Source organism: Fulvivirga imtechensis AK7 (assembly GCF_000331535.1).
GTDB classification, from domain to species: domain Bacteria; phylum Bacteroidota; class Bacteroidia; order Cytophagales; family Cyclobacteriaceae; genus Fulvivirga; species Fulvivirga imtechensis.
This window is the reverse complement of sequence record NZ_AMZN01000083.1, coordinates 14,920-39,254: the sequence shown is the minus strand read 5'-3', so window position 1 is coordinate 39,254 and position 24,335 is coordinate 14,920. Positions and strand designations below refer to the sequence as shown.

The 24,335-nt window shown below is 42.7% G+C and carries 21 protein-coding genes; 15 read left to right on the top strand and 6 right to left on the bottom strand.

Annotation, left to right across the window (positions count from 1 at the left end):
* Positions 1-268 precede the first annotated feature (268 nt).
* Positions 269-697, bottom strand: coding sequence for a nuclear transport factor 2 family protein (locus C900_RS22325; protein WP_040497316.1), 429 nt, complete (start codon positions 695-697; stop codon positions 269-271).
* A 265-nt stretch (positions 698-962) separates the two neighbouring features.
* Between C900_RS22325 and C900_RS22320 the strand changes: the two genes are divergently transcribed.
* Positions 963-1,553 carry a DJ-1/PfpI family protein gene (locus C900_RS22320; protein WP_009582523.1) on the top strand — a complete coding sequence of 197 codons (591 nt, stop codon included), beginning with the start codon at positions 963-965 and terminating at the stop codon, positions 1,551-1,553.
* A 468-nt stretch (positions 1,554-2,021) separates the two neighbouring features.
* Here the strand turns inward: C900_RS22320 and C900_RS22315 are convergent, their stop codons facing one another.
* From C900_RS22315 to C900_RS22305, 3 genes are all read right to left on the bottom strand, one after another.
* Positions 2,022-4,685 carry a CHAT domain-containing protein gene (locus C900_RS22315; RefSeq protein WP_009582522.1) on the bottom strand — a complete coding sequence of 888 codons (2,664 nt, stop codon included), beginning with the start codon at positions 4,683-4,685 and terminating at the stop codon, positions 2,022-2,024.
* A 13-nt stretch (positions 4,686-4,698) separates the two neighbouring features.
* A complete protein-coding gene (locus C900_RS22310) occupies positions 4,699-6,678 on the bottom strand; it encodes a PKD domain-containing protein (protein ID WP_009582521.1) in 1,980 nt (659 codons plus the stop codon).
* A gap of 189 nt (positions 6,679-6,867) precedes the next feature.
* Positions 6,868-7,866, bottom strand: coding sequence for a hypothetical protein (locus C900_RS22305; protein ID WP_040497315.1), 999 nt, complete (start codon positions 7,864-7,866; stop codon positions 6,868-6,870).
* Between the two features lie 127 nt (positions 7,867-7,993).
* On the opposite strand from C900_RS22305, the gene C900_RS22300 reads away from it, so the two are divergent.
* Both C900_RS22300 and C900_RS22295 read left to right on the top strand, forming a co-directional pair.
* Positions 7,994-8,578, top strand: a complete 585-nt coding sequence (locus C900_RS22300) for an RNA polymerase sigma factor (RefSeq protein WP_009582519.1) — start codon at positions 7,994-7,996, stop codon at positions 8,576-8,578.
* A 2-nt stretch (positions 8,579-8,580) separates the two neighbouring features.
* A complete protein-coding gene (locus C900_RS22295; RefSeq protein WP_009582518.1) occupies positions 8,581-9,327 on the top strand; it encodes a tetratricopeptide repeat protein in 747 nt (248 codons plus the stop codon).
* Here the strand turns inward: C900_RS22295 and C900_RS22290 are convergent.
* Both C900_RS22290 and C900_RS22280 read right to left on the bottom strand, forming a co-directional pair.
* Positions 9,320-9,511 carry a hypothetical protein gene (locus tag C900_RS22290; protein ID WP_157494132.1) on the bottom strand — a complete coding sequence of 64 codons (192 nt, stop codon included), beginning with the start codon at positions 9,509-9,511 and terminating at the stop codon, positions 9,320-9,322. The genes C900_RS22295 and C900_RS22290 overlap by 8 nt on opposite strands.
* An 852-nt stretch (positions 9,512-10,363) precedes the next feature.
* A complete protein-coding gene (locus C900_RS22280; RefSeq protein WP_009582514.1) occupies positions 10,364-10,996 on the bottom strand; it encodes a carboxypeptidase-like regulatory domain-containing protein in 633 nt (210 codons plus the stop codon).
* A gap of 118 nt (positions 10,997-11,114) precedes the next feature.
* Between C900_RS22280 and C900_RS22275 the strand changes: the two genes are divergently transcribed.
* From C900_RS22275 to C900_RS22220, 12 genes are all read left to right on the top strand, one after another.
* Positions 11,115-11,498 carry an ArsR/SmtB family transcription factor gene (locus C900_RS22275; RefSeq protein ID WP_009582513.1) on the top strand — a complete coding sequence of 128 codons (384 nt, stop codon included), beginning with the start codon at positions 11,115-11,117 and terminating at the stop codon, positions 11,496-11,498.
* Complete coding sequence (locus C900_RS22270) at positions 11,498-12,193, top strand: YjjG family noncanonical pyrimidine nucleotidase (RefSeq protein WP_009582512.1); 696 nt, start codon at positions 11,498-11,500, stop codon at positions 12,191-12,193. Before C900_RS22275 ends, C900_RS22270 begins: the two co-directional genes overlap by 1 nt.
* A gap of 74 nt (positions 12,194-12,267) precedes the next feature.
* Positions 12,268-13,899 carry an L-glutamate gamma-semialdehyde dehydrogenase gene (pruA, locus tag C900_RS22265; protein ID WP_009582511.1) on the top strand — a complete coding sequence of 544 codons (1,632 nt, stop codon included), beginning with the start codon at positions 12,268-12,270 and terminating at the stop codon, positions 13,897-13,899.
* Positions 13,900-14,342: 443 nt separating this feature from the next.
* Positions 14,343-14,870, top strand: a complete 528-nt coding sequence (locus C900_RS22260) for a response regulator (protein ID WP_009582510.1) — start codon at positions 14,343-14,345, stop codon at positions 14,868-14,870.
* A gap of 78 nt (positions 14,871-14,948) precedes the next feature.
* Positions 14,949-15,875 (top strand): M90 family metallopeptidase, encoded by a 927-nt coding sequence (locus tag C900_RS22255; RefSeq protein ID WP_221408163.1) that lies wholly within the window; start codon positions 14,949-14,951, stop codon positions 15,873-15,875.
* 135 nt (positions 15,876-16,010) lie between these two features.
* The gene (locus C900_RS22250) at positions 16,011-16,700 is read left to right on the top strand and encodes an SDR family oxidoreductase (RefSeq protein ID WP_009582508.1); all 690 of its coding nucleotides are present in this window, start codon (positions 16,011-16,013) and stop codon (positions 16,698-16,700) included.
* Between the two features lie 204 nt (positions 16,701-16,904).
* Positions 16,905-18,020, top strand: coding sequence for an NAD-dependent epimerase/dehydratase family protein (locus C900_RS22245; RefSeq protein ID WP_009582506.1), 1,116 nt, complete (start codon positions 16,905-16,907; stop codon positions 18,018-18,020).
* A 16-nt stretch (positions 18,021-18,036) separates the two neighbouring features.
* A complete protein-coding gene (locus tag C900_RS22240; protein ID WP_157494131.1) occupies positions 18,037-20,112 on the top strand; it encodes a GDP-mannose 4,6-dehydratase in 2,076 nt (691 codons plus the stop codon).
* Complete coding sequence (locus tag C900_RS22235) at positions 20,109-21,110, top strand: MDR/zinc-dependent alcohol dehydrogenase-like family protein (RefSeq protein WP_009582504.1); 1,002 nt, start codon at positions 20,109-20,111, stop codon at positions 21,108-21,110. Before C900_RS22240 ends, C900_RS22235 begins: the two co-directional genes overlap by 4 nt.
* A 4-nt stretch (positions 21,111-21,114) precedes the next feature.
* On the top strand, positions 21,115-22,137 hold the full coding sequence (locus C900_RS22230) for a Gfo/Idh/MocA family protein (RefSeq protein ID WP_009582503.1): 1,023 nt from the start codon (positions 21,115-21,117) through the stop codon (positions 22,135-22,137).
* On the top strand, positions 22,134-23,207 hold the full coding sequence (locus tag C900_RS22225; protein ID WP_083867554.1) for a glycosyltransferase family 4 protein: 1,074 nt from the start codon (positions 22,134-22,136) through the stop codon (positions 23,205-23,207). The genes C900_RS22230 and C900_RS22225 overlap by 4 nt, the downstream gene beginning before the upstream one ends.
* 14 nt (positions 23,208-23,221) lie before the next feature.
* Entirely contained in the window at positions 23,222-24,334 is a 1,113-nt protein-coding gene (locus C900_RS22220) for a CgeB family protein (RefSeq protein ID WP_009582501.1), read from the top strand.
* Position 24,335: the final 1 nt, after the last annotated feature.

Sequence of the window (24,335 nt, the reverse complement as noted above, 5' to 3'; positions counted from 1 at the left end):
CGGTAGCGGATATCGGGAAGCCCAAGAGGGGGAGCAAAAAAGCTCAGCGTTTAGCTGGGCTTTTTTCGTTTATGGCTTGGGCGAGAAGTTTATCCCGATGCAGCGGTAGCGAATATCGGGAAGCCCAAGAGGGGGAGCAAAAAAGCTCAGCGTTTAGCTGGGAGTATCAAGATTTAGGAGATTCCTAATTTCCTCTCTGCTGGGTCAAGAATGACCTAATTTGAATCGTATACTCTCTCATATTAATAATACAATAATACCGATCAAATTACTTCCTAAGCGCTCTACGATATCTTAGATAGCCGTACCATAACCAGGGTCTTTTTAGAATATATAAAATAACAGGCAGAGTATTAAAATACACAGACCTCTCCTTTATCAAACCATTTTCTACGATGATTTTATCAACTGCCCGAACTCGTAACGGATGCCCGTTTTTAAACCTAAAGTACATAAACCATTCTATGAATAATAAATTACCTTCCGATGAGGAGGAGATAACCTCACCCTTAAAATGAGGCACCCATTTCAGAAATAGCTTAAACTCTTTATACGCACTTTCCATGCCTTTTATTGGCTTCAAATGAGGTTGGTAAAGTATGGTATGGGCGTGAAGAAGCTTAATCAATGAATCGCGATCTGGATTTTGCCATGCGCCATGAAACTCTGCAGCTAAACTCCGGGGGTGATTGTTCATAAGATTACTCTACTAAAATATGGAAGGTGGGTAATCAACAGGTACCCCTGATCTACGAAAATATTATGCGTTCTTTTTTTCATTTTTTTTTGACTCTAAAATTGAAATATTATTTTTACCATCAAAAAATATATTGATGGTAAAAATAAAAAATATTTCGGAAAGCACAAACAGAACTATAGCATCCACTTATGCTCCAGGTAATCGATAATAACTTTCGTGCTGATTAAATACCAGGCTACAATAGATAACACTCAACCATTTTATGAAAAAAAACGTAGGAATATTCATTTTTGATGATGCTGAAGTCCTTGATTTTGCAGGACCTTTTGAAGTGTTTTCAGTGACTTCAGAACTAAATAGTTATGAACTCTTTAATGTTTTTACAATCAGCTCGTCTAAAGAACCTGTAAAGGCTGTTAACGGTTTGTCAGTAAATCCGGATTATGATTTCACTCACCATCCTCAAATTGATATCTTGATAATTTCCGGAGGAGGAGGCACGCGCAGGCTCATTAAAAATAGAGAAATTCTGAACTGGATATTTCCAATAATTGAAAATGCTGAATATACGCTAAGCATTTGTTCTGGCGCACGAATATTAGGCGAGCTGGGGCTACTCGATAACAAACCTTATTGCACTCATCATGAGGTATATGATCATATGAAGGAGATTGCTCCTACCGGCATACCTCATCCGGAGCTGCGTTACATCCAGACAGAACGCATATTTACCTCAGGAGGTATTTCGGCAGGTATTGATCTATCATTTCATGTTATCGAACAGTTGTTGGGAGACGATGTAGCCAATAAAACCGCTGCTTATATGGAGTACAGACGATATGAATTAAATTGATACGATATGAGCTACAACTATATGCTAACGTGAGTTCGATATAAAAATGCTTAAGAGCAGCAGTCATCCAGCCTGTCCCGAACTTGCCTCGATAACTCCGCTAGGAACTCAATGCCTGTAGACCTCGTAAAATGATGGAAAAACTCTAAATCCAATCATTTTTATTCTTCGCATTGAGTTATCACCTCACCCTTGAACAGGCTGAAATATAAGCACAGAAGAACCGCCCTCTCCTCAAGGAGAGGGATGTACAGACTGCAGTAAAAACACAGGCTTTTGATGGGTGAGGTGTGAATGTAGTTTCTAAAAGTCATAGTTTCTTTAAGTTACCGCGTATCTCCTCCGGGACTATATTGACTGTTAAGTTAATGGCTATGGGCAACTGCACGAGACTCCGCTTTTTGGTACTTCATCCCGCTCTTTCTGGAAAACGTTTTGTTAAAGTCATTTGGAGGTTTCTTACAAACACTACTTAATAACACGATACCAAAAAATCAGCCCGGCCAGTAATAGTATCGTTGCCGCTTCCAAACAGTAGTAATAGTAGGCAGGCTCACGTTGCCGATGGGCCTGAGTACCTCCATAGTAAACAAATGATGCCCAGTAATAAGGAGACTTCTTATCAATACTTATTTTATCGTCTAAAAGATAATCTACTTTAGCCTGGTATAATGCCAGGTGTGGCTGCGGTAGTTGAGCATAATGGCTATAAAAATTGGCCATTAGCTTCGAGGTAGAAAAATCATTGACCTTCCAAAGTGATAGTACAATATTTTTAACACCCGCATGAAAAAAGCCGCTGGCCAGGCTTAACGGTCCTTCCCCTCTATAAAGCTTCCCGATCCCTGTTTCACAGGCTCCCAGCACCAGCAATTCCGTTTGCAAATTCATCCCATATATCTCAGGGAGATATAGAGCCGAATCTATAAAGGCAATAGAGGGCGGCTCATAAATTCCTCCGGCTTTTGCATGTGTAGAAAGATGAATAACAGGGTAATTTGCAGCATGATCAACAAAAGCCTGTTTGGTGGCTTGCTGCTGTTGAAAAAAATCCCCCTTTAAATACTCCGAAATATGGTCTACCTCTTCTTCTGAATACTTCAGATACCTGTCAGTGTCTTCAAAATGAGGAAAAATACCCAGGATCTTATTGGAAGAAAAAGAACCAAACTGCTCCGTCCGAAGGTAGGAAGTACCCGAATATTGATAAAGAATCGGTGCTTTGGTCAGTAACCAGGGCCACATTCCATAATCGCCAGAAACCGGCACCTCCGTCAGCAGCGGTTCAAAGGGCAGAAAATTAAGCAACCCATCAGGAATAATGAACATTGGTGTGTTGGGCTGTATAGGAAACAGCCTACTGTATAGCTTCCAAGAGACCTGTGCAAAGGCCTTTGGTGCAGCATTGATCTTTGCCTCATCAACAAAAAAGCTGCTGTAATCCTTCACCAATTGTCGAAGTCCCTCAATATCAGCATCACGATACAATTCAACCGTACTCCCGTTAAGCACAAAAACATACAATGACTCCGTACCAAAGAAGTATTCTACCAGTGTAACGCCATCTTTCTCCAATTTCGTCTCAAGAGCTGGCAAGCTGAGCTGTTGGAGTTGCTTTTCAAAACGATCAAAATCACTACTAACAAAACGTTCCAGCTCCTTTGAATCAAGAGTAAGTTTATTTTTAGCCTCGATAAATCCTTGAATAACAGTTATGTCTGCTGTCGCTCCCTTCAACTGCTCTTGTATCAGTGCATTTTCCACCAGGGCTTTCTGACGGATAAGTTCATTTTTTTTCAGCCACAACGAGTCATTAGCCAATTTAGACCAGGTACTCCGGCTGTTCAGCTCATCTTTCAGCGCAATAGACTTGGTTCGTTCTGCTATAATAAAAGCCTGTTGCAAGTAGCGACTATCCCCATATTTCTGAAAAAGCATATAGTACAGGCCAATAACACGCTCCGTCCGCTCCCTGTTCTCATTTTGTAACAGGTATTTTGATTCCCTATAGCTGTAGGTAGCTTTTAGCAATTCCTCTACTTCAAAGCTCTTTTTATAGCATTGAAGTGCCTCATCCAAGGAATCTGCATTAAGATACACTGCTGCCATACCATCAAAAAGTTCCTTTAAGGTATTTTCGGCATACAATAATGTATCATCGGGCAATCCCTTCTTGTTCCATTTTGGAATAAGGCCCAATAATGTTGTTCTATATCCGGCCAGCGCAGCTTCATAATTACCCAAAGCTGTCTGAATTCCTGAAATTTGAATGCTCACCTTGGCCGATTCCCTTATACTTACTCCCTTGGCGCCACTAGGTAGCCCCGCTGCCTGCTCCAGAAAACCAAGCGCCTTTAAAGTGTCTTTTTCTTCCAGACTAACCAATGACAATGTACTATACGTATTTAAAAGATGGCTTGTATTATCTGATTCTTTCTTTTTAAAAAGTTTTAATGCTCTTAACGCAGAAGCCTTAGCTTGCCACAATTGCCCCAACTGCAAATAGCTTTTAGCCAGGTTGGAATGGACAAGTCCGGCCTTATCAGAAAAAGCCGGCTCACCAATGGCCCTATGTAGTACGTCAACAGCTCTTTCATACTGTCCAGTGTCATGATAGACGATCGATAAATTGATCAATGCTGCCACTACCTGTTCGCTATTATCCTGCTGCCGCGCTCGTAGCAGATAGCTTTTAATAATATTTTCTGCACTTGTATAATCTCCCAACATGCTATAAGCATTACCCAATGGTTTCAGACAATATTCTATTATATCAAAATCCTGAAAATCATATCGCTGAAAATGCCTCCACGCCTCTTCATAAGCACCAACTGCCATGGCTATTTGGCTATAGCGCAGGCGATAGTAACCCTCATTAGAAAGTAAAATAACCAAAGCAAGTGCCTCCGGAGCTGACTCAGGCATGCGCCATTGCTTCCGGCGCATCTCCTCAAGGATTGAAAAATCTTTATGCTTCAAAAATTCATCGAGACAGGTATAGGTAAATGCGGCAAGGCTATCATTTTGTTGAAAATAATCAATCTGCCTCTGAAAATCATTGGCCATCTTTGTCTGGCCGTATGCATGACCAAAAGCAAGAAAAATCAGGATATAAAAATACAGAAGCCTCATACCATCAAATCCTCTAAAACTTCCACATCAGGTAAAACATCCACTGGTTGTGAGGTACCCGGGCCTGATAGATATACCTTACGCCTGCTCGCGGACCAATCCTATCCACACCGGCATCAACACCGGTAAAAACTCCAAAGTTAAAATCTGTAGTGCGTTCTGTTGCCTGCACTGTCTCCGTCCGGTTCCTGTCCAGGCTCGGTTCACGACCACCATCAAATTCGATAAAATATTGATAGTCTCTGGATACCTGCTCCCTCTCGAAAAGTTTGGTGCTCACCTGCACCCCTCCTCCGAAGCCTAGAAACCGGCTAATATTATACCTGTAAGAAGCTGGCACCAACGTGATGTTCAGGTAGTTATATTCAAAGTCTTCCGTCACCGATTCGATATCCGTCAGCTCTATGCCATTGGGAAATGGGGTCCTAACTTCATAGGCATTAAAATCTTTATAACTGCCAATACTCATCTGTAGTTCAGCCTGTAAATAGCCGTGATGCGGCATATAGGGTGATACCGCGACTCCAAAGAAATAGTCTTTGCTATCCTCCAGTCCACGAATAGCCTTGTAACCTGCCATTGCCCCCAAAGAAAGCCCGGGCTTGAAGCGCGTTTTAGCATAGTTGGTCAAAATAGGTTCGTTTTTGTCAAAAATAATAGCTGTTCGGCTTGTAGAATTAACTTTGGGAGCCTTTTCCTTCAGCTTCACCCGGTACTGAACAAATCCTTTTGTAGAATCATATTTTTCCACGCCCTTTTGCCTGCTCCCCGGCAGATAAATATTCCTGAATATAAAGGAGATCTGGCTTTCAGAAAATAGTGTATCCAGGCAACTGTAGCTCACCTGAGGTACATTATCAGGGCATATGGGGCATTTTGGATGCATATCAAGCACTTCCAGTGAACTTTTATCCATAATATCGGGCACATCTACATCCAGCTTTATAGTAGTGGCGGGTCCCTCTCCATTGTTTTGGAAGCGCACTTTATACTTCAGCTTTTTATGCTTTCTGGTCCGGTAGTTTAGCCGCGTATCGGAAACGGCCATTTTATTGGGATCATGAGAAGTTGTGATCTCCATTTCCAGGTCTTCCACCTGGTGATTCCCTGAACGCTCGTCTGGTACAAATACGCCTCTGATCTTAACAATGGCACTGGTATCTTTGATCATTTCAGGGGTGGTTTTGAATGTAAAGAAGATATTGCGCCTCTGCCCGGGAGCAAGGTCTCTAAAATCAAAAATCAGTTTATCGCTAAACTCCTGCTCAGACTCATCGATAGTGACGAAAATATGTTTCCTCTTTGTAGAATCTCCCTCTCCAAAATACCGAAGCCCAGCCTGGCCAGATGATAATGATGCCCACTGCGACTCCTCCGTCATTGTATTAAAATATTGAGAAAGAAGCATATTTTCCACCTGCCGCTCCCCATGGTGCGTTCTCACCTCCACTATTTTAAAGTTACTGGCTTTGAACTTCCTTTCATTAAAGTATAGGTATAACTTGCCATTGGTGCCGGATGCCAGCTTGTTTTCATAGCTCATCACCACCACCATCTCTTCATCGGGAACGGGCTCCCGGGTTTTTAGCATTGCCAGGCCTTCAGATTCGTATTCTTCGACAACAGGAAGAGGCTGATGATCAATACTACCTACTTTAACCGGCTGGGGCCTGCTGGGTGGTGGTTTGCCATTGTCATAGTTATTGGTGACTTGTAGCCGCACCTCATACTCCCCTTTATCCTTGTACACATGCTCGGGGTTTTCTTTAAAGCTGTAGTTTCCATCGCCAAACTCCCAGAAGTAGGTGTAAAAAGCCTGAGGAGCGCCGGAAATCTGTATCAATGGCGGTGTTTGAGCCGAAAATGATGCCTTGTTGCCGCTTTGTTCAATGATAATATCAGCTTTTCGGCTGGTAGTATCCTGCATCACCTGAGCAGAAGTGGCAAAAGATACAGTCAGGAGCGCCAGAATAATGCCTGATAGTTTTAACATAATGGTGGATTTAATTTCCTATGGCAGTCTATGTCAAAAAGTGTAAATATCTAGAGGTAAATCATCTGGTAGTCATTAATTGCGACAACCAGCTATCCATTCTTATTCATTTATAATAGGTAACCTTCCCGTAAAACAGGAAAGCTACCTTACAATTATATAAAATATAGTGGAGAACCAATAAACTGCTTATGGCAGATCCTCTATCAATTGAATAAGTTCAGCCTCTGTAGTGGGAGCTAATTCACTGATCACCTCTACGTGATTTTCCCCTATAGTCGCTCCCTGGATGGCATAATGATACTGATCGTCTACAATGGAGACTATAATAAAATGAACTTCCAGGCCAATAGGAATCAGGCCGTAATGCTCAGTAAACATTTCCATTTCAGTGTCATATACATCGAATCTGGCCAGCGCATTAGGTTCCCCGTCATATGACAGATATACAGTACAATTGGTGTTGTCATACCCTTCAGGTACATCTACAAAAATTGTAGTCTTTGGCCTCGGATCGCTGTACCACCTATCAATGTTAGTCCATCCGAAATTATCAGCGAAGGCATAGTAGGTACCGCCTTCACCATTAGGGGTATCACCCACTTCCAAACGCTGCTGTACTTCCACCCACACTACATCACAATCGGCTTCCAGGCACTCTTCATTTTCATTCACAAAAAGCTGCATATCCATTATTCCTTCTTCATTGGGATCTGCCTTTACCACAAGCTGAAAGCCCATTCCTGGTTTTAAGAAGAGCTGCTCTCCGTCTTGTTTGGCATTAATGAAAAATTCACCACCAGATATCAGAGTAGCGATAGAACCATCTTCCTGCCTGCCCTGTGTCGTCTTTTTCGAAAGCAGCATTTCAGCTTTGTCAAAGATCTCAATCAGCTCAATATCTACCTCACCCACAACCTCATTGCCTTCTGCATCAGTAAAAGCGCCAGAATAAAAGGTCAGTTGCGTACCTCTCTCTCCCACTATAGATACGCCATTTTCCGCTGTAGCAGTAAAATGCTGCTTAGCGTCTTCTATATAGTCTGAATATTTTTGCTGCAGAGCTTCTCCGTCAGGCATTTTTATATCATGGATTACATTGCTATCATCGTCTTTACAACCTATGAGGGTTGTCACCAGAATACTTAAAACCAAGAGGGATTTAAAAAATAATTTTGAAGTTTTCATGTGTATTAATTTTAAAGTTTGTACCCCTGTATCAACTGCTTTTTATTTTGTTACCCCGTTTGAAATTTTTTTTTAAAAAGTATCTATTAAATTGTGGCTTTGCTTTTTATAGTTGTACTTGCAATCCATGAAGGAATCAGAACCACATGAGGATCAACGATATATCGATGCATTGTTGAACAATGACAGTGTACTGGTCCGGGAGATCTATGAAAAATGGTCTGCTAAAGTGGTAGCATACATTAAAAAGAACAATGGAGATGAATCACAGGCCCGGGATGTTATCCAGGAAACACTACTCGTTATTTACAGGCAGGCTTATGAGAAGGGCCTGGTGCTGACGTGTCCATTTGAGGCCTATTTTTTTCTGCTATGCAAAAGACGATGGCTAAACTATTTAAAAGAAAATCACAGAAAAGAGGTAACAATTGATGATGAATTAACATCTCTGGATATAGCGGCAGAACAAGTAGCCGACAGTACGGAACGCTATGAGCTCAAAAGTAAGATCATAGAAGAACAGCTTAATGCTATTAGTGAAAAGTGCCGAGAAATCATCAAGCTGACGCTGGAAATCAAATCATTGCAGACTGTTGCGGAGAAATTGGGAGTTACCTACGCCTATCTTCGCAAGAAGAAGTCACTGTGCATGGGCCGCTTAACAGAACTTGTTCGAGGATCGAATGCGTTTAAAAATTTGAATGATCAATAGCCATGGATGAAAGAGACTATCAGCAAATAGAAAGCTACCTTCAAAAAGAACTGGAAGGTGAGGAATTGGCGCGCTTCGAGGCGCGCATGGCAGCAGATCCGGAATTTGCAGCTACTGTTGAGACATATTTGGCTATCAACAGCCACCTGCAAGCACGAGTTGACAGAAAAGAGGGCGAGGAAAATCTAAAACGCACTATTGGGCATGTTTCTGCCGGCCACTTTAATGAAACGAATCAGAAGGGAAAGGTCATCTCGCTAAAAAGTCGTGTTTACTGGGCAGCAGCAGCCAGCTTACTACTACTCATCAGCTTTGTCTACATCCTCAATCTACAATCTACCCCCACCTACGAGGAGTACGCGCATTACGAACCTTTAACCCTCAGCAGCCGGAGTGAAAACGAACAATTGCTCACTCAATCTGCCGAAGCTGCTTTTAACAGTGGGCAGTATACCAAAGCGAGCCAGCATCTGGAAGAGTTGTTAGCCTCAAATCCTGATCATATCAACATTAAACTATACCTGGCACTTTCTCTCATAGAAATAGGAGAATATACACGAGCTGAAGTGCATCTAAAGGCGATAGAACAGGGGAATAGCATTTATGCTCCCACTGCCAATTGGTATTTGGCATTAAGCTATCTGAAACAAGGAGACAAAAGGGCTTGCATAGCTGCGTTAAAAAATATTCCTCCCGAGTCATCCAAATATAAAGAAGCGCAAGAGCTACTGAAAAAACTATCTAGATGATTTTACGCCAGTAGGATGTGGTAGGCTGTATTTCGTTCGGATTAATCTCCACAATCTCACCATTTTTTGATACAACTATAGGAGTCTTTTTTTGCTTTTTGAATTCAATTAATTTTCGGTATGTCTCCTCAAGACCTTTTATGATTTTGTCTCTTTCGTCTTTAAAATACTTGTTGTCATCCATTGTATTCAGCATTTAGTTGCTTCAATAAATTAACATTCGTAATATCAAGCTCGTTCACTGACCCTTCTGCAATAACCTGATAAGGCTCGCCTGAATTATTTATAAACATCCAATTGTCAACTATGGGCATATATAATTTAAAAAAATTATATAATCCACCAGAGTACCTTCTTCGTATTACTTTTTCCGGTATATTATGCCCACCTTCTTTCACTCGAATTTTAACTCGCGAAACAGCCAGATCAGGAGAATTCAACCAAAAGAAAAGCAAAGTGGTTTTATAGCCCTCTCGTTTAGCATCTTAATAAGGCTAACATAGCTTTTTGTTGACAAAGTTGTTTCAAAAGCAAAGTTTTCCCCGATTTTAAGTAAATTCTTAATTCTCGTCAACATTAATCTCCCTGCTTGTATGCCTGCCTTTTCCGGCTGAAAAGGTGACAGGCCTCGCGCTATCTCGTCAGCATTAACAAATTCCCTGCAATCTAGTATCTCTGGCAAAATAGTATGAGGCTGTCGTTTTTCCAGCCCCATTACATCCTGCTATTAGATAAAGTTTCTTCATTTACGCAACAAAGATAAAATTTCACTCAACTAAAATTAACCAACCATCATCCCAATATGGGAAATATTCCCTAATTTGCATTGTGCCTGAGGGGAAATACCAGGCAGAAGCTTTAAATTTTTACTGTATAGGCCTTTTATACACTTGGCACAGCTTGTGCTACTTCATCTTTAAATAAATTTTTTAACGTGATGAACATGACAGGCGCAGAATTTAAATTTTATAAGTGGTTGATAGGAGTAGTGTATATGGTCTTATTCATCCTTATTGTCATCTCCCTGGTAGTATAATTACTGCTTATTTTTTAGGGATTTAAAAAAATTCGCCCAGTTAAATGGGTTGAGTAGCGGGTTAGGGCGCGGGCCGAAGCGATCATTTTGGTATTGAACCCAGTTGTCGATATAGTACCGGTGGTTAAGCGCTCCGTCCATTGGTGTAGTTTGCAGCATCAGGGCCAGCAGTTGCTGGTTCAGGTTTTGGTCATTGACCTCTGTGTCTACAGGCAGGTTAAGCGCCAGTACGGCTTCTTTGAATATCTCTTCTGTAGGAAATGGCATGATCTCCACCGTCTCCAGATAAGTTGTATCTGATACCAGTTCAACCAAGATCGTCAGGTTCTCTTTATCTGTATCAGGCACACGATAATACTGCTTCTGGTATCCAATAGCGCTAATCACAATCTCATCTCCCACCAGTGTAGGCATCGAAAAGTATCCTACACGATTGGTAGTTGTTCCTCTTCCGGCCTTAGGCACATACACATGCACGCCAGGTACCCCTGAAACACTATCCTCTCCCAGGATAATACCGGAAAGTTGTATTACTTTTTTTTGCCCCTGAGCCTGTGACTTACTGACGGATAGGAGGAAACATAGCGGTAGAAGCACCACTAGCCATAAATACTTTCCACGAACCTTTTTCAAACACTTCAACGTACTAAAACTATGGATGTATTGGAATTCCGAAGATATCAATTGAACACCAATTATCCTTATATTGTTCGGTATTTATTTTAATTTTGGTTCAACCCTGACCATAATTATGCGACTAAAAAACTTCAGTTTGTCTTTTGGCTCACAGATCTTCAAAGCATGCTCTGACGAATCACGCCTGCGAATACTCCATCTGATTTTCAGGAACAAGGAGATGTGCATATCAGACCTGGAACAGATCCTTGATTTTACACAAACGAAGACATCAAGACACCTGATATACTTAAAAAATTCCGGCATTCTCAACACCAGAAAACACGATCAGTGGGTGTTTTATTACCTGAAAGATGAGGTATATGAAATTATCAACCAGATATTTCAGTTCTTGCATAAAGATCAGGTGCTCAAAACTGATTATGAAACCTATAAGACCATGCACTCCAACAGAGAGCTGGCGCTGAACAAACTTCAAACCAGAAACTGGCAGCGATAATGCGCAACTATCGTGTAATTTTTTTTGATCTTGATCATACTCTATGGGACTATGATAAAAACTCACACGAAACACTGAACGATCTGTACCACAACTACCAACTCCATACATTGGGAGGCTTTTCATTCGATCAGTTTTATCATCGCTTTGGGGAGGTCAATTCAGGACTATGGAGCCAATACCACCAAGGGGCTATCGATCGGTCTGTTATCAGAAATGAGAGATTCGGGCGGGTGCTCAATCATTTTAAGGTGAGTGATCCTGAACTTGCTTTGCGCATATCCGATGATTACATTTTACAGTGCCCCGCCAAGACGAATCTTTTTCCCTATACGCATGATGTGCTTCGATACCTGAGCAGTAAGTATAAACTATACATTCTTACCAATGGCTTTGACGATGTACAGGAGATCAAGATCAGCCATTCTAACCTGAAAGGCTATTTCAATGGGATGATCACCTCTGAAACAATAGGTTATCGCAAGCCCTCCCGGGAAATATTTCACCACGCAGTGAAAACTGCAGGGGCAACTACTGCAGAAAGTTTAATGGTGGGTGACAACCTTAAAGCAGACATATTAGGCGCAAAAAATGCATCTATAGATTCCATTTACTTCAATCCTTATAAAAGAATCCATAAAGAAGATATCCACCTGGAAATTAACTGCCTCAGCCAATTAATGAATATTCTCTGACGGGTCGGATATTAAAAAGTTATGGCCTAAATTTGCGGTCTAAATCGATTGTTGATCTTTTAATTTTAAAGGAAATGCCAAAAGGAGTTTATACTGTGCCCCTTCCCAAAAACGAACCAGTGCTTTCATATGCACCGGGTTCATCTGAAAGAGCTAACTTAAAAAAAGCCCTTGAGGAAGCCAGGTCAAAACAAGCTGATATACCGATGTATATTGGTGCAGAAGAAGTAAGAACCGGAAAGAAAAAGCCTCTGAACCCCCCTCATGATCACCAGCATTTGTTGGGTCATTTTCATGAAGGTGATGCTTCTCATGTGGAACAGGCGATCAACGCAGCCCTTGGCGCCAAAGAAGCATGGGCAGAATTGGCGTGGGAGCATCGGGCCAGTATTTTCTTAAAAGCTGCTGACCTGCTTGCAGGTCCGTATCGCGCTAAGATCAACGCGGCTACGATGCTTGGACAGTCTAAAAATGCATTTCAGGCAGAAATTGACTCAGCTTGCGAATTGATCGACTTTTTGCGATTTAATGCACATTACATGGTACAGATCTACCAGGATCAGCCCGAGTCTTCACCAGGTGTATGGAATCGTTTGGAATACAGACCGCTGGAAGGATTCGTTTTTGCCATTACTCCTTTTAACTTCACCGCCATAGCTGGAAACCTGCCGGCATCTGCCGCTCTCATGGGCAACACTGTTGTTTGGAAGCCGGCTTTTACTCAAATCTATTCTGCCCAGGTGATCATGGAAGTGTTTAAAGAAGCAGGCTTACCTGATGGTGTTATCAACCTGGTGTATGTTGACGGACCAACTGCAGGTGGTGTTATATTCAACCACCCCGATTTTGCCGGACTGCATTTCACCGGTAGCACAGGTGTATTTAAAAACCTTTGGAAAACTATCGGTCAGAATATTGATAAATACAAAACATACCCACGCATTGTAGGTGAAACAGGTGGTAAGGACTTTATTATGGCACATAAATCAGCCAATGCTAAGGAACTGGCAACTGCTATTGTAAGGGGTGCATTTGAATATCAGGGACAAAAGTGTTCCGCAGCATCAAGGGTATATGTACCTTCCAACCTTTGGGATGACGTGAAGAAATATATCCAGGAAGATCTGAAGTCTATCAAAATGGGAGTTACTGAGGATTTCTCCAATTTTGTGAATGCGGTAATTGATGAGCGTGCATTTGATAAAATTGCAAGCTATATAGACAGGGTTAAAGCGAATGATATGAATGACATCGTTGCCGGAGGAAATTATGATAAGTCGAAAGGATATTTCATCGAACCTACGGTTGTGCATTCCAAAGACCCGCAGTCGCTTACCATGTGCGAGGAGATCTTTGGCCCGGTGGTGACCATATACGTTTACCAGGCTGAGAGATACGAGGAAACACTGGAGCTCGTGAACAGCACTTCTCCTTATGCGCTTACCGGATCAATTTTGGCAAAAGACAGGTATGCTATTGAGCTTGCCTCCAAAAAACTGGTAAATGCCGCAGGTAATTTCTATATCAACGATAAGCCGACAGGAGCTGTTGTAGGACAGCAACCATTCGGAGGCTCAAGAGCATCCGGAACTAATGACAAAGCAGGATCTGCACTTAACCTGTTGCGTTGGGTATCACCCAGAACTATTAAGGAAACTTTCGTACCCCCTGTGGACTACAGGTATCCTTTCCTGCAGGAGAAATAGTTAAGTTATAAAGCTTTTAATACATCAAACCCCCGGATAGAATAACTCCCGGGGGTTTTTCTTTACCCACACCCGCCCCTTACACCCTAAATCACTCTCCCAATAATATTAAGAATGTTACCCCATCCCTATTTCATATCTGATTTCATATCGGGAGAGGGACCTATGCACAAGTAACTATTCCAAAGGTGCATGAATCTCTCCCACTGTTCCCCGAGGCCAAGCTCGGGACAGGCGAGATGACTGTACTTCTAAGAAGGAATTTTACTCTTAACTTAAAAGCATTGAGAAGTGTTCAGAGGGACAGGTGTGGGTTTAACAAACATATAAACCGCAACATTTTCCAAAACGTTATGAAAATATAACAAAAATGTTATTTTTGTGTGATGTAAGGTTTCGTGAAGTAGGGGATGCTTTTATTATCAATAACCCTGTTAACCTGAATGCCACGTTTTTCTCTAAGTAAAGTAGATGAATATCGAAATACTCAACAAGCCACAGGCGACATCATTCATATTAAGTTTCCTTCTGAACTAGAAGATTCTAACACTGCCCCACGCCAGGAGGAGTTACTGGTTTTTGTTGTGGATGATGATCCGTTTTTCCTTCAAATTATTAACACTCATTTCAGCAAACTGGAACTGAGATCCAATAGCAGCGGTGAAGCCTTTAAGTTTAAGGTCAAGAATTTTGCTACCGGAAAAAGCTGTCTCGACAACCTGCATCTCAACCCGGACCTGATACTTCTCAATTTTTTTATTAATAATGGCCTCCCCAATGCCATAAGCGGAAAGGATACACTCGACAATATTATTGAGGCCAATCCCAATCAGAAAGTACTGATCCTTAATGATATCAATGTCAATCTTCGAAATGCTTTCGTAGAAAACGGCCTGCGTGACTACATCATACAGGACAAAGAAGCCCTTGAAGAGCTTACCCGTCTGATAATAAATATTCTTAATCAGTAAGAATACTTCCTTGAAGCAACTATATTTTTGTATAGAATTGGCCTTGGCTTTGTTTGTACAAACGCTTTGAGTTCAAATATGGCTACACCCCTCCAACCCTCCTTTTTTGACTATTTTATAGCAGCAACCGTATTCATGATATTCCTCATGTTCCTGTACCCGATTTACAACAATGATACCACAACATTAGCTGTTGTAATCCCCGTTTGCTTCTTGTTCTCCTGGCTTCTATTTCGACACCTTACAAGAAAGATAAGACAGAGAAACAGAAATCTTCAGAAAGCCTTTCCTGAAGGGTGGCGAGAAATACTTCAGGAAAATGTCAGATTTTACCGGGAACTGGACATAAAGAAAAAGGAACAGTTTGAGCGTGAAGTGTACCTCTTCCTTTTCGAAAAGAAAATAACCGGAATAGACACAGATGTAGGTGATCTTGACAGGCTTTTAGTAGCCAGCAGTGCAGTCATCCCAATTTTCGCATTTTCACAGTGGGAATACGATCAGTTAGATGAAGTATTGCTGTATTCTAATTCATTTAATCAAAATTTTGAAACTGCTGGAGAAGATCGCTATATATCCGGCATGGTAGGCAACGGCATAGTCAATGGTAAAATGCTTTTGTCAAAAAAAGATCTTCATTTCGGATTTATCCATCCTCAGCACAAAAAGAATGTGGGCATACACGAATTCGTACACCTAATTGATGAATCTGATGGTAGTATAGATGGCGTGCCTGATGTGCTTATGGAACATCAATATGCAGAACCATGGTTAAGATTAATGCATCAGGAAATGAATAAGATCAAAAGCAATAGATCAGACATTAATCCTTATGGAGCTACCAGTGAAGAGGAATTTCTTCCGGTGGCTGCGGAGTACTTCTTTCAGCGCCCTAACCTATTCAGGAAAAAACACCCGGAACTCTACCACATGCTCAACAAAATTTTCAGACAGGACCCAGTGAGCATTTTTAGAAAAAAAGTAGGAAGCCTGTTTCAAAAGTAGGGTTGAAGAAAACTCTATAGTGGTTTTAAGAGACGTTCCCTCCAAAGGGCGGGACGAGTTTCAAATATCCATTCACGCCTACCGATTATGTGGCACAATCTATGAACTGTAAGTGGCAATCAGTCGCGAAACTAAATGAAAAACAAAAAAGTAGCCGTTATTACCGGTGCGAGTTCCGGTATCGGAAAGGCCATTGCAATCGCCCTGGCCAAGCAACAATACCTGGTTGTTAATGCAGACGTCAATCCCTCCGGCACTCCGAATGTCGATCATCATGCATGTGACATTACCTCTGCAAAGGATATACATGAGCTGTGGGTGTATGTCAGGCATAAGTATGGAGTCCCGGATGTGCTCATCTCCAATGCAGGCCAGGGGATACATGAAAAATTAGCAGAGGGTGATCCTGAAAAATGGAAAAGAGTGATGGATATCAATGTAGTAGGGGCTTTGAGATTTGTAAGGGCTTTTTTACCGGAGATGATTGGAAATAAAACAGGGGATATAGTTTTTGTCTCTTCTATTGCCGCAGAGCAACCTTATGAATATGGGGGCGTATATTCCGCCTCAAAGGCAGCGCTCAATATGATCGCAGATACACTCAGACTGGAAGCCAGGGAACTGCGGGTATCGGTATTGTCTCCGGGAGTGGTAGATACCGCTTTTTTTGAACACATGATCAGCAGCAATCATAATGTTGACGACATTGGGTTGGGCTGTGTTTCTGCTGATAAAGTGGCTGAAACAGTTTGCAATATACTCTCCTTATCACCGGAAGTTAGCATTTCAAAATTGGTGATAACACCTAAGGACCAGCGAGTATAATTAAAAAGGGTGTAGATGCATGTTCTCCCTATGGGCATCGAAATCCACATTTTCTTAAGAGGTGTTCATCAGGTAGAGGTACAACAAAAAAGGATAAAGCCATTTAACAGCACCTTCTTCTACAACTTTCTCTTCTTCTCCACCTTCTGGAATTGAAATTGCACCCAGGCAGGTTAAACCTAGTACCAACTAAAACTAAACAGCGTGAAGAAAATATTGATAACCGGAGGCGCCGGCTTCATCGGCTCCCACCTTGGTGATGAATTAATAAAAAATAAATATGAAGTTATTGCTCTGGACAACCTGTCTGAACAGGTTCACGGGCCGGACTGCTTCCGGCCTGAATACCTTAACGATCATGTGCAACTGATCAATGGTGATGTACGAGATAAACACTTGCTGGAAGAACTGGTGCAGGAAGTTGATGCCGTGTATCACTTCGCAGCACTGGTCGGTGTTGGCCAATCGATGTATGAGATAAAAGAGTACACCGATGTAAACAACTTAGGAACTGCAACACTGCTAGAGGCGCTGATCAAAAATCCCGTAAAAAAGCTTGTAGTTGCTTCCAGCATGAGTATTTACGGAGAAGGGCTTTATCAGGATCAGGCCGGCAAGTTGCATCAAACCGCCAAGCGATCAATAGAGCAGTTGAAAAACAATGATTGGGAAACATATAACGGGGAAGGCAAGCTTTTAACCCCGATTGCCACACCCGAGTTTAAGGCGCCTAATCTATCTTCAGTATATGCGCTATCTAAGTATGATCAGGAACGACTGTGCCTGATGACAGGCCAGGCCTACAACATTCCGACAACGGCTTTGCGGTTCTTCAATGTTTACGGCACCCGTCAGTCATTGTCTAACCCCTACACAGGAGTGTTGGCAATATTTTCATCCAGGCTACTGAATGAGCGGGCGCCATTGATATTTGAAGATGGCAACCAGCAACGTGATTTTGTGCATGTAAGGGATGTGGCGAGAGCATGCCGCCTGGCGTTGGAAACTGACCAGTCGGCTCAAGAGGTTTTTAATATTGGTAGCGGTGAGAGCTATTCTATACGCGCCCTGGCTCAGCTTTTGGCCGAAACTATGGGCAAAGAATACATTCTGCCAGAAATTACAGGAGAGTATCGTGTAGGCGACATAAGGCATTGTTTTGCTGACATATCCAAGGCAAACAGGATACTTGGCTATTCTCCACAGGTATCACTCCAAGAAGGGATGAGGGAGCTGGTCGAATGGCTGGAAGATCAGATGGCAGAAGATCATGTGGACAAGGCTAAAGCAGAGTTGTCTTCAAGAGGCCTGACCGTTTAACCATAATATGAAGACCATGAGAAAGAATAATAACAGCACTAATAATAAAAAATATTCAAGAAAACGCCCTGATGAATCCAAAGAGATAGGGATCCTTCAATGGTTTCATCTTGGGGAGTATGAAAAAGTAGAACAGACCTTAAATGACCTTAAAACAATAGGAATAAAACATCTGAGAACAGGCATTTCATGGGCCGATTATTACACCAAGGAAGGGGAAGCATGGTACGATTGGCTTCTGCCAAGGTTGTCGAAGGAAGTAGAGATCCTCCCCTGCTTTCTGTATACTCCTCCTTCAATAGGCATTGCGCATAAAACTTCTTCCCCTCCCAAGGGCCCTAAAAGATTTGCTGATTTCATGGATATATTCATTAACAGGTATGGGGAACACTTTGAATGGGTAGAGCTGTGGAATGAGCCAAACAATAGAAGCGAGTATGATTATACACTGGATAGCAACTGGGATATTTTTTGTGAAATGATCATCTGTGCTGCTTATTGGTCAAAGCACTTGGGCAAAAAGGTGGCTTTGGGCGGCATGAGTCCGATTGATGTTAACTGGCTGGATTTTATGGCTCAGCGCAATGTACTTGAAAATGTAGATGCTGTGGGTATCCATGGCTTTCCCGGTTCTTTTGACTCCCACTTCCGCAACTGGAATGACCAAATAGAATCGGTACAAAAGGTATTGGACGACCATAACCTGCAACCGGAAATATGGATAACGGAAGCAGGGTTCTCTACCTGGCAGTATGATGAGAAACAGCAATTGCAAGAGTTTATTAAAGTGATAAATAGCTCGGCAACAAGAGTATACTGGTATTCGCTATATGACCTCTGCCCCAGCCGGTCCACGGTTGATGGGTTCCATCTGGATGAACGGGAATATCACTTTGGCCTGAAGGACTATAAAGGAAAGCCAAAGTTGCTCTATCGGATGATGGAATCATTTGACCTGCATTCACTGAAAGATATTGACTGGTGTAAGAGTAGTAACCCTGCAGCAAAAAAGGCAAGAAAGTCCACCGACAAATATGTGTTAGTTACCGGTGGGGCGGGCTTTATTGGCGTCAATCTGGCTAATCACCTCCTCAACCTGGGGCATAAAGTGATTGTATACGATAACTTATCGCGCCCGGGAGTAGAGAAGAACCTGGAGTGGCTTTTGTCAGAACATGACAGTAAAAGCATTTGGGTAGAGATTGCAGACATCAGAAACTATTTCAACCTGAAAAAAGCAGTAGACCATGCCTGTATGATCTTCCATCTGGCAGGACAGGTGGCAGTTACTACCAGCCTGGAAGATCCGTCATTTGATTTCGATGTTAATATCAGAGGTACATTTAACGTTCTGGAGGCCATTCGCGAATCAGCACATCAGCCACCAATCATTTTTACTTCAACTAATAAAGTGTATGGCAGCTTGCATGATGTTGCTTTTGATCAGTCTGATTTCAGATATGTACCCCGTGATAGAGATATACAAAAATATGGGATCAGTGAGAGCCAGCCCCTGGACTTTCACAGCCCTTATGGCAGCTCCAAGGGCTCCGCAGAGCAGTATGTACTTGATTATGCACGTTCCTTTGACCTCAAGGCTGTGGTGTTTAGAATGAGTTGTATTTATGGTCCTCATCAATTTGGTACGGAAGACCAGGGCTGGGTGGCACACTTTCTTATCAATGCCATTAAAGAAGAGATGATCCATATTTATGGAGATGGCAAGCAGGTACGGGATATACTTTTCATAGATGATCTGGTGAAAGCCTTTCAGTTGGCCTGGGAAAATATCGAAAAGATCAATGGAGAGGCATTCAATATTGGCGGGGGCTTAGATAATTCGATCAGCCTCCTCGAGTTGGTCCATCTGATCGAGATCAAAAAAGATGTTAAGGTCGATCTTCAGTTTGACAAAGTAAGAACCGGAGACCAGGTGTATTATATTTCTGATTACAGAAAACTAAAGAAAGCGGTAGGATGGTCTCCTTCGGTAACTATGTCAGAAGGCATCGATAGGCTCTATCGTTGGCTGCAAAAACAACATAAACCCAATATTACAATACAACAACTAACAAATGGAATTGCTTCATGAATAAAACCGAATTTACAAGTTCTGAGTTAGAAACACCCGTAATAGATCCCTACCGGGCAGCAGTAATCAGCTCCCCGGGATCTGTGGAGTTTGTGCAAAAGCAAATACCACAGCCCCGTGAAGGAGAAGTGCTGGTGAGGCTGGAAGGTGTAGGCCTTTGTGCTTCGAACATCCCCGTATGGGAAGGCCGCGAGTGGTTTAACTACCCCATGGAACCCGGTGTGCCCGGCCACGAAGGCTGGGGAAGGGTTGAGGAAACAGGTCCCGGAGTTGAGCTTACTCCGGGGCAACGTGTAGCAATGCTGGCAGGCAATGTATTTGCCGAATACGCTACCCTTCCTGCTGAAGATTGCATACTCATCCCTCCTGCACTGGAAAATGTTCCTTTTCCGGGAGAACCGTTTGGCTGCATGATGAATATCTTACGTAGAGCTGACATCCAAAAAGGCCAAACGGTAGCCATCATCGGGTTAGGCTTTTTAGGCCTGGGACTGGTACAGTTGGCCAAAGAAAAGGGAGCCCGGGTACTTGCATTATCACGAAGAGACTCGTCACTAAAACTGGCCGGCCGGTATGCTGATCAGTGTATTAAAATGAATGATCACTGGCAGATCATTGAAGTAGTACGGGAGCTAACTGCAGGAAACGGCTGTGAAAGGATAATAGAGTGTACAGGCAAACAATGGCCTCTTGATTTGGCTGCTGAGTTAATAGCTGACTATGGAAAACTGATCATTGCGGGCTATCATCAGGACGGCTTACGCAAAGTAAATATGCAGCAGTGGAACTGGAAAGCAATTGACGTGATCAATGCACATGAAAGAGATCAGAAGAAATATAAAGAAGGAATAAAGGCTGCTATCGATTCGGTGAATCAGGGGCGCTTAAACCCGAAGGATTTTCTGACCCACGAGTTTACATTTGAGCAATTAGAAGAGGCATTTGAAATTCTGAAAAAGTGCCCCGAAGGTTTTATTAAAGGATACGTAAAATTTTAATCTTATGAGTGAAGTAGCAGAAGTACGACAAGACACCCTGCCAAAATTAGGTTTTCTGGGTGTTGGTTGGATAGGCAAAAACAGGTTGGAAACACTGGTCTCTTGCAAACTATCAGACAACATAGCAATATGTGATACCTACCAGCCGAATATCGATGAAACATTAAAGGTAGTTCCATCGGCAAAGGCCTACGAATCGATAGACGACCTGCTCAAGGAAAATATTGACGGTGTTGTAATTGCTACTCCGAGTGCACTTCATGCTAAGCAGGCCATAAGGGCTTTAGAACTCGGAAAAGCGGTGTTTTGTCAAAAGCCATTAGGAAGAAACCTTGCCGAAACAAGAGCAGTGGTAAATCAGGCCCAGAAAATGAATAAACTCTTAGGTGTCGACTACTCCTACCGGTACACCAAAGGTATACAGGCCATTAAAGAAGTGATCGAAGATGGTACACTGGGCAAAATATATGCTGTAGAGGCAGTATTTCACAATTCCTATGGTCCTGATAAACCGTGGTTTTATGATCCGAAGCTGTCCGGGGGAGGCTGTTTAATGGACCTGGGGTCGCACCTGGTGGATCTTATGTTGTACCTTTTCAACGCTCCTTCAACGGAGGTAAGGTATGCCAATATCCTGTCAGAGGGCAAAACTATTTCCAATCACTGGGAAACCGTGGAAGACTATGCCGAGGCACAGCTTTGTACATCAAGCGGGATAAGTATGAGACTGGCCTGTAGCTGGAGACTCTCCGTAGGGAAAGATGCAGAAATATACCTGAAGATCTACGGTACTAAGGGCGGGGCAAGTTTTCATAATGTCAACGGCTCTTTTTATGATTTCCAGGCCGAAATATATTCTCAAAATTATTCTGAAGTGATCGTAACTCCACCTGATGACTGGGGAGGAAGAGCCATTCAATACTGGGCGGAAAGATTGGCAAAAAACAGCTCCTTCAGCTTGTCGAATAATGAATTCATTAAATCAGCAGCACTGCTGGAAGATATTTACAATTTCACAAGAGTATGAAAATACTAATGACAACGGACACTGCAGGAGGGGTGTGGCACTATTCTATCGACCTGGTAGCCGGGCTACTGAGGGAGCAGGTAAAGGTAGTGCTGGTAGCCATGGGGCCAAAACTGACAGAAGCACAGCGGGCGGACCTTCATCAATGTCGCGGGGTCAAATTTTATCACAAAACATGTAAGCTGGAGTGGATGGACAGCCCATGGAATGACGTGGAAAAAGCTGGCCAATGGTTGACCAGGATATATGAAAAAGAGCAGCCGGACCTCATTCACTTTAATAATTACGCGCATGTAAATATGGGTTGGGACTGCCCTAAAATACTGGTCGCCCACTCGTGTGTCAGCAGTTGGTGGGAGGCTGTTAAAAAGGAACCTCTCCCCGGGCGGTTTAACTACTATTTTAATGTGGTGAGGGAGGCATTTCATGGGGCAAACATGGTTGTAGCTCCCAGCGCTGCCATGCTTAGCACCTTTCAGCGTATTTATGGCCATCCGGAAAGGTCTACTGTTATTTACAATGCACTGGCGCCATCTAAGGTCAGTACCGATAAGCAGCCCATCATATTCAGCATGGGAAGACTGTGGGATGAAGCAAAAAATATTGACCTGCTACTGAAGGCTGCAGACAATATCAACGGTAAAATATATATCGCAGGAGCAGGATCCCGGGAGAAAAATAATACGGCAAATGTTACCTTTTTAGGCATACTGAGCCGACCTGAGATCTTTGGCTGGCTAAACATCAGCGCGATATATGTTTTGCCCGTAAAATATGAGCCTTTTGGCCTTTCTTTTCTCGAGGCAGCATCAAGAAGGTGCGCGCTCGTGGGTGGTGACATTGCAACAATGCGCGAATTGTGGGGGGAGTCCATGTGCTATGTAGAACCTGATAACCCGGAAGCGCTGGCCCATACATGCAATACACTGCTGAGCGATGTTAAATATCGCAATTGCATGGCAGCCGAAGCCTATAAAAGATCTCAACGGTATACTTTAAAGAAAAAGACAGAACAATATATAAACCTATACAACAATGTAAGGCACGAAAGCCATACGTTGCTCACCTAAAGAAAAGACCCAATATGAAGATTGTATTATTTTATCATTCGTTAATATCCGACTGGAATCATGGCAATGCCCACTTCTTACGTGGTATTTATGCCTCACTTTTAAAAATGGGACACGATGTAAAAGTTTATGAACCGCGCAACGGATGGAGTCTCAACTCTCTTATCAAGGATTATGGCACCAAAGCTATTGAAGACTTTGAATCATTTTTTCCTCATCTAAGATCTTCCTTTTACGACCCTAAGGACCATAACCTCAAAGAAATGCTGGACGGAGCAGACATAGTGATCGTTCACGAGTGGAATGAACCAGCTCTGGTGAAGGCCATTGGCGATTTCAAGCTCATTCACGATTATGTATTACTTTTTCACGACACTCACCACAGGGCCATTTCCGCCAAGGAGGAAATGAAACGATACGATCTTTCACATTATGATGGTGTACTGGCTTTTGGCAACACCCTGCGCAAGGAATACCTGCATGAGGGCTGGCATCAAAATGTGTGGACCTGGCATGAAGCTGCAGATACGGATACCTACCACCCTATGGTACGTGATGAAATTTTGGGTGATGTGGTGTGGATCGGTAACTGGGGAGATAACGAACGCACCGAGGAACTTCATGAATATATTATCGAACCTGTAAAAGCATTGGGGCTTCGGGCAAAATTTTATGGCGTAAGGTATCCAAAGCATGCACTTCGATCGCTGGAAAGAGCCGGTATAGAATATGGCGGATGGCTGCCTACTTGTAAGGTAGCCGAAACATTTTCTAAATATAAAGCGACAATACACGTTCCCAGGCGATTTTATCGTGAGCATCTGCATGGCATACCTACTATCAGGCCCTTTGAAGCTATGGCAACAAAGATCCCGCTACTCAGCGCTCCCTGGGAAGACACGGAAGGCTTGTTTACTGCCGGTAAAGACTTCCTGATGGCACACTCCGGAGAGGAAATGACTCAAATGCTCGACAAGGTGGTGCATAACGAGGCATTCGCCAGAAACATGGCTGATCATGCCTATTCTACTATTTGCTCCAGACATACATGCATGCATAGAGCAACGGAATTGCTAATCATTTACAAACAGATCATCAACTATAATCAAGTGAGACAGGAGGCATAAC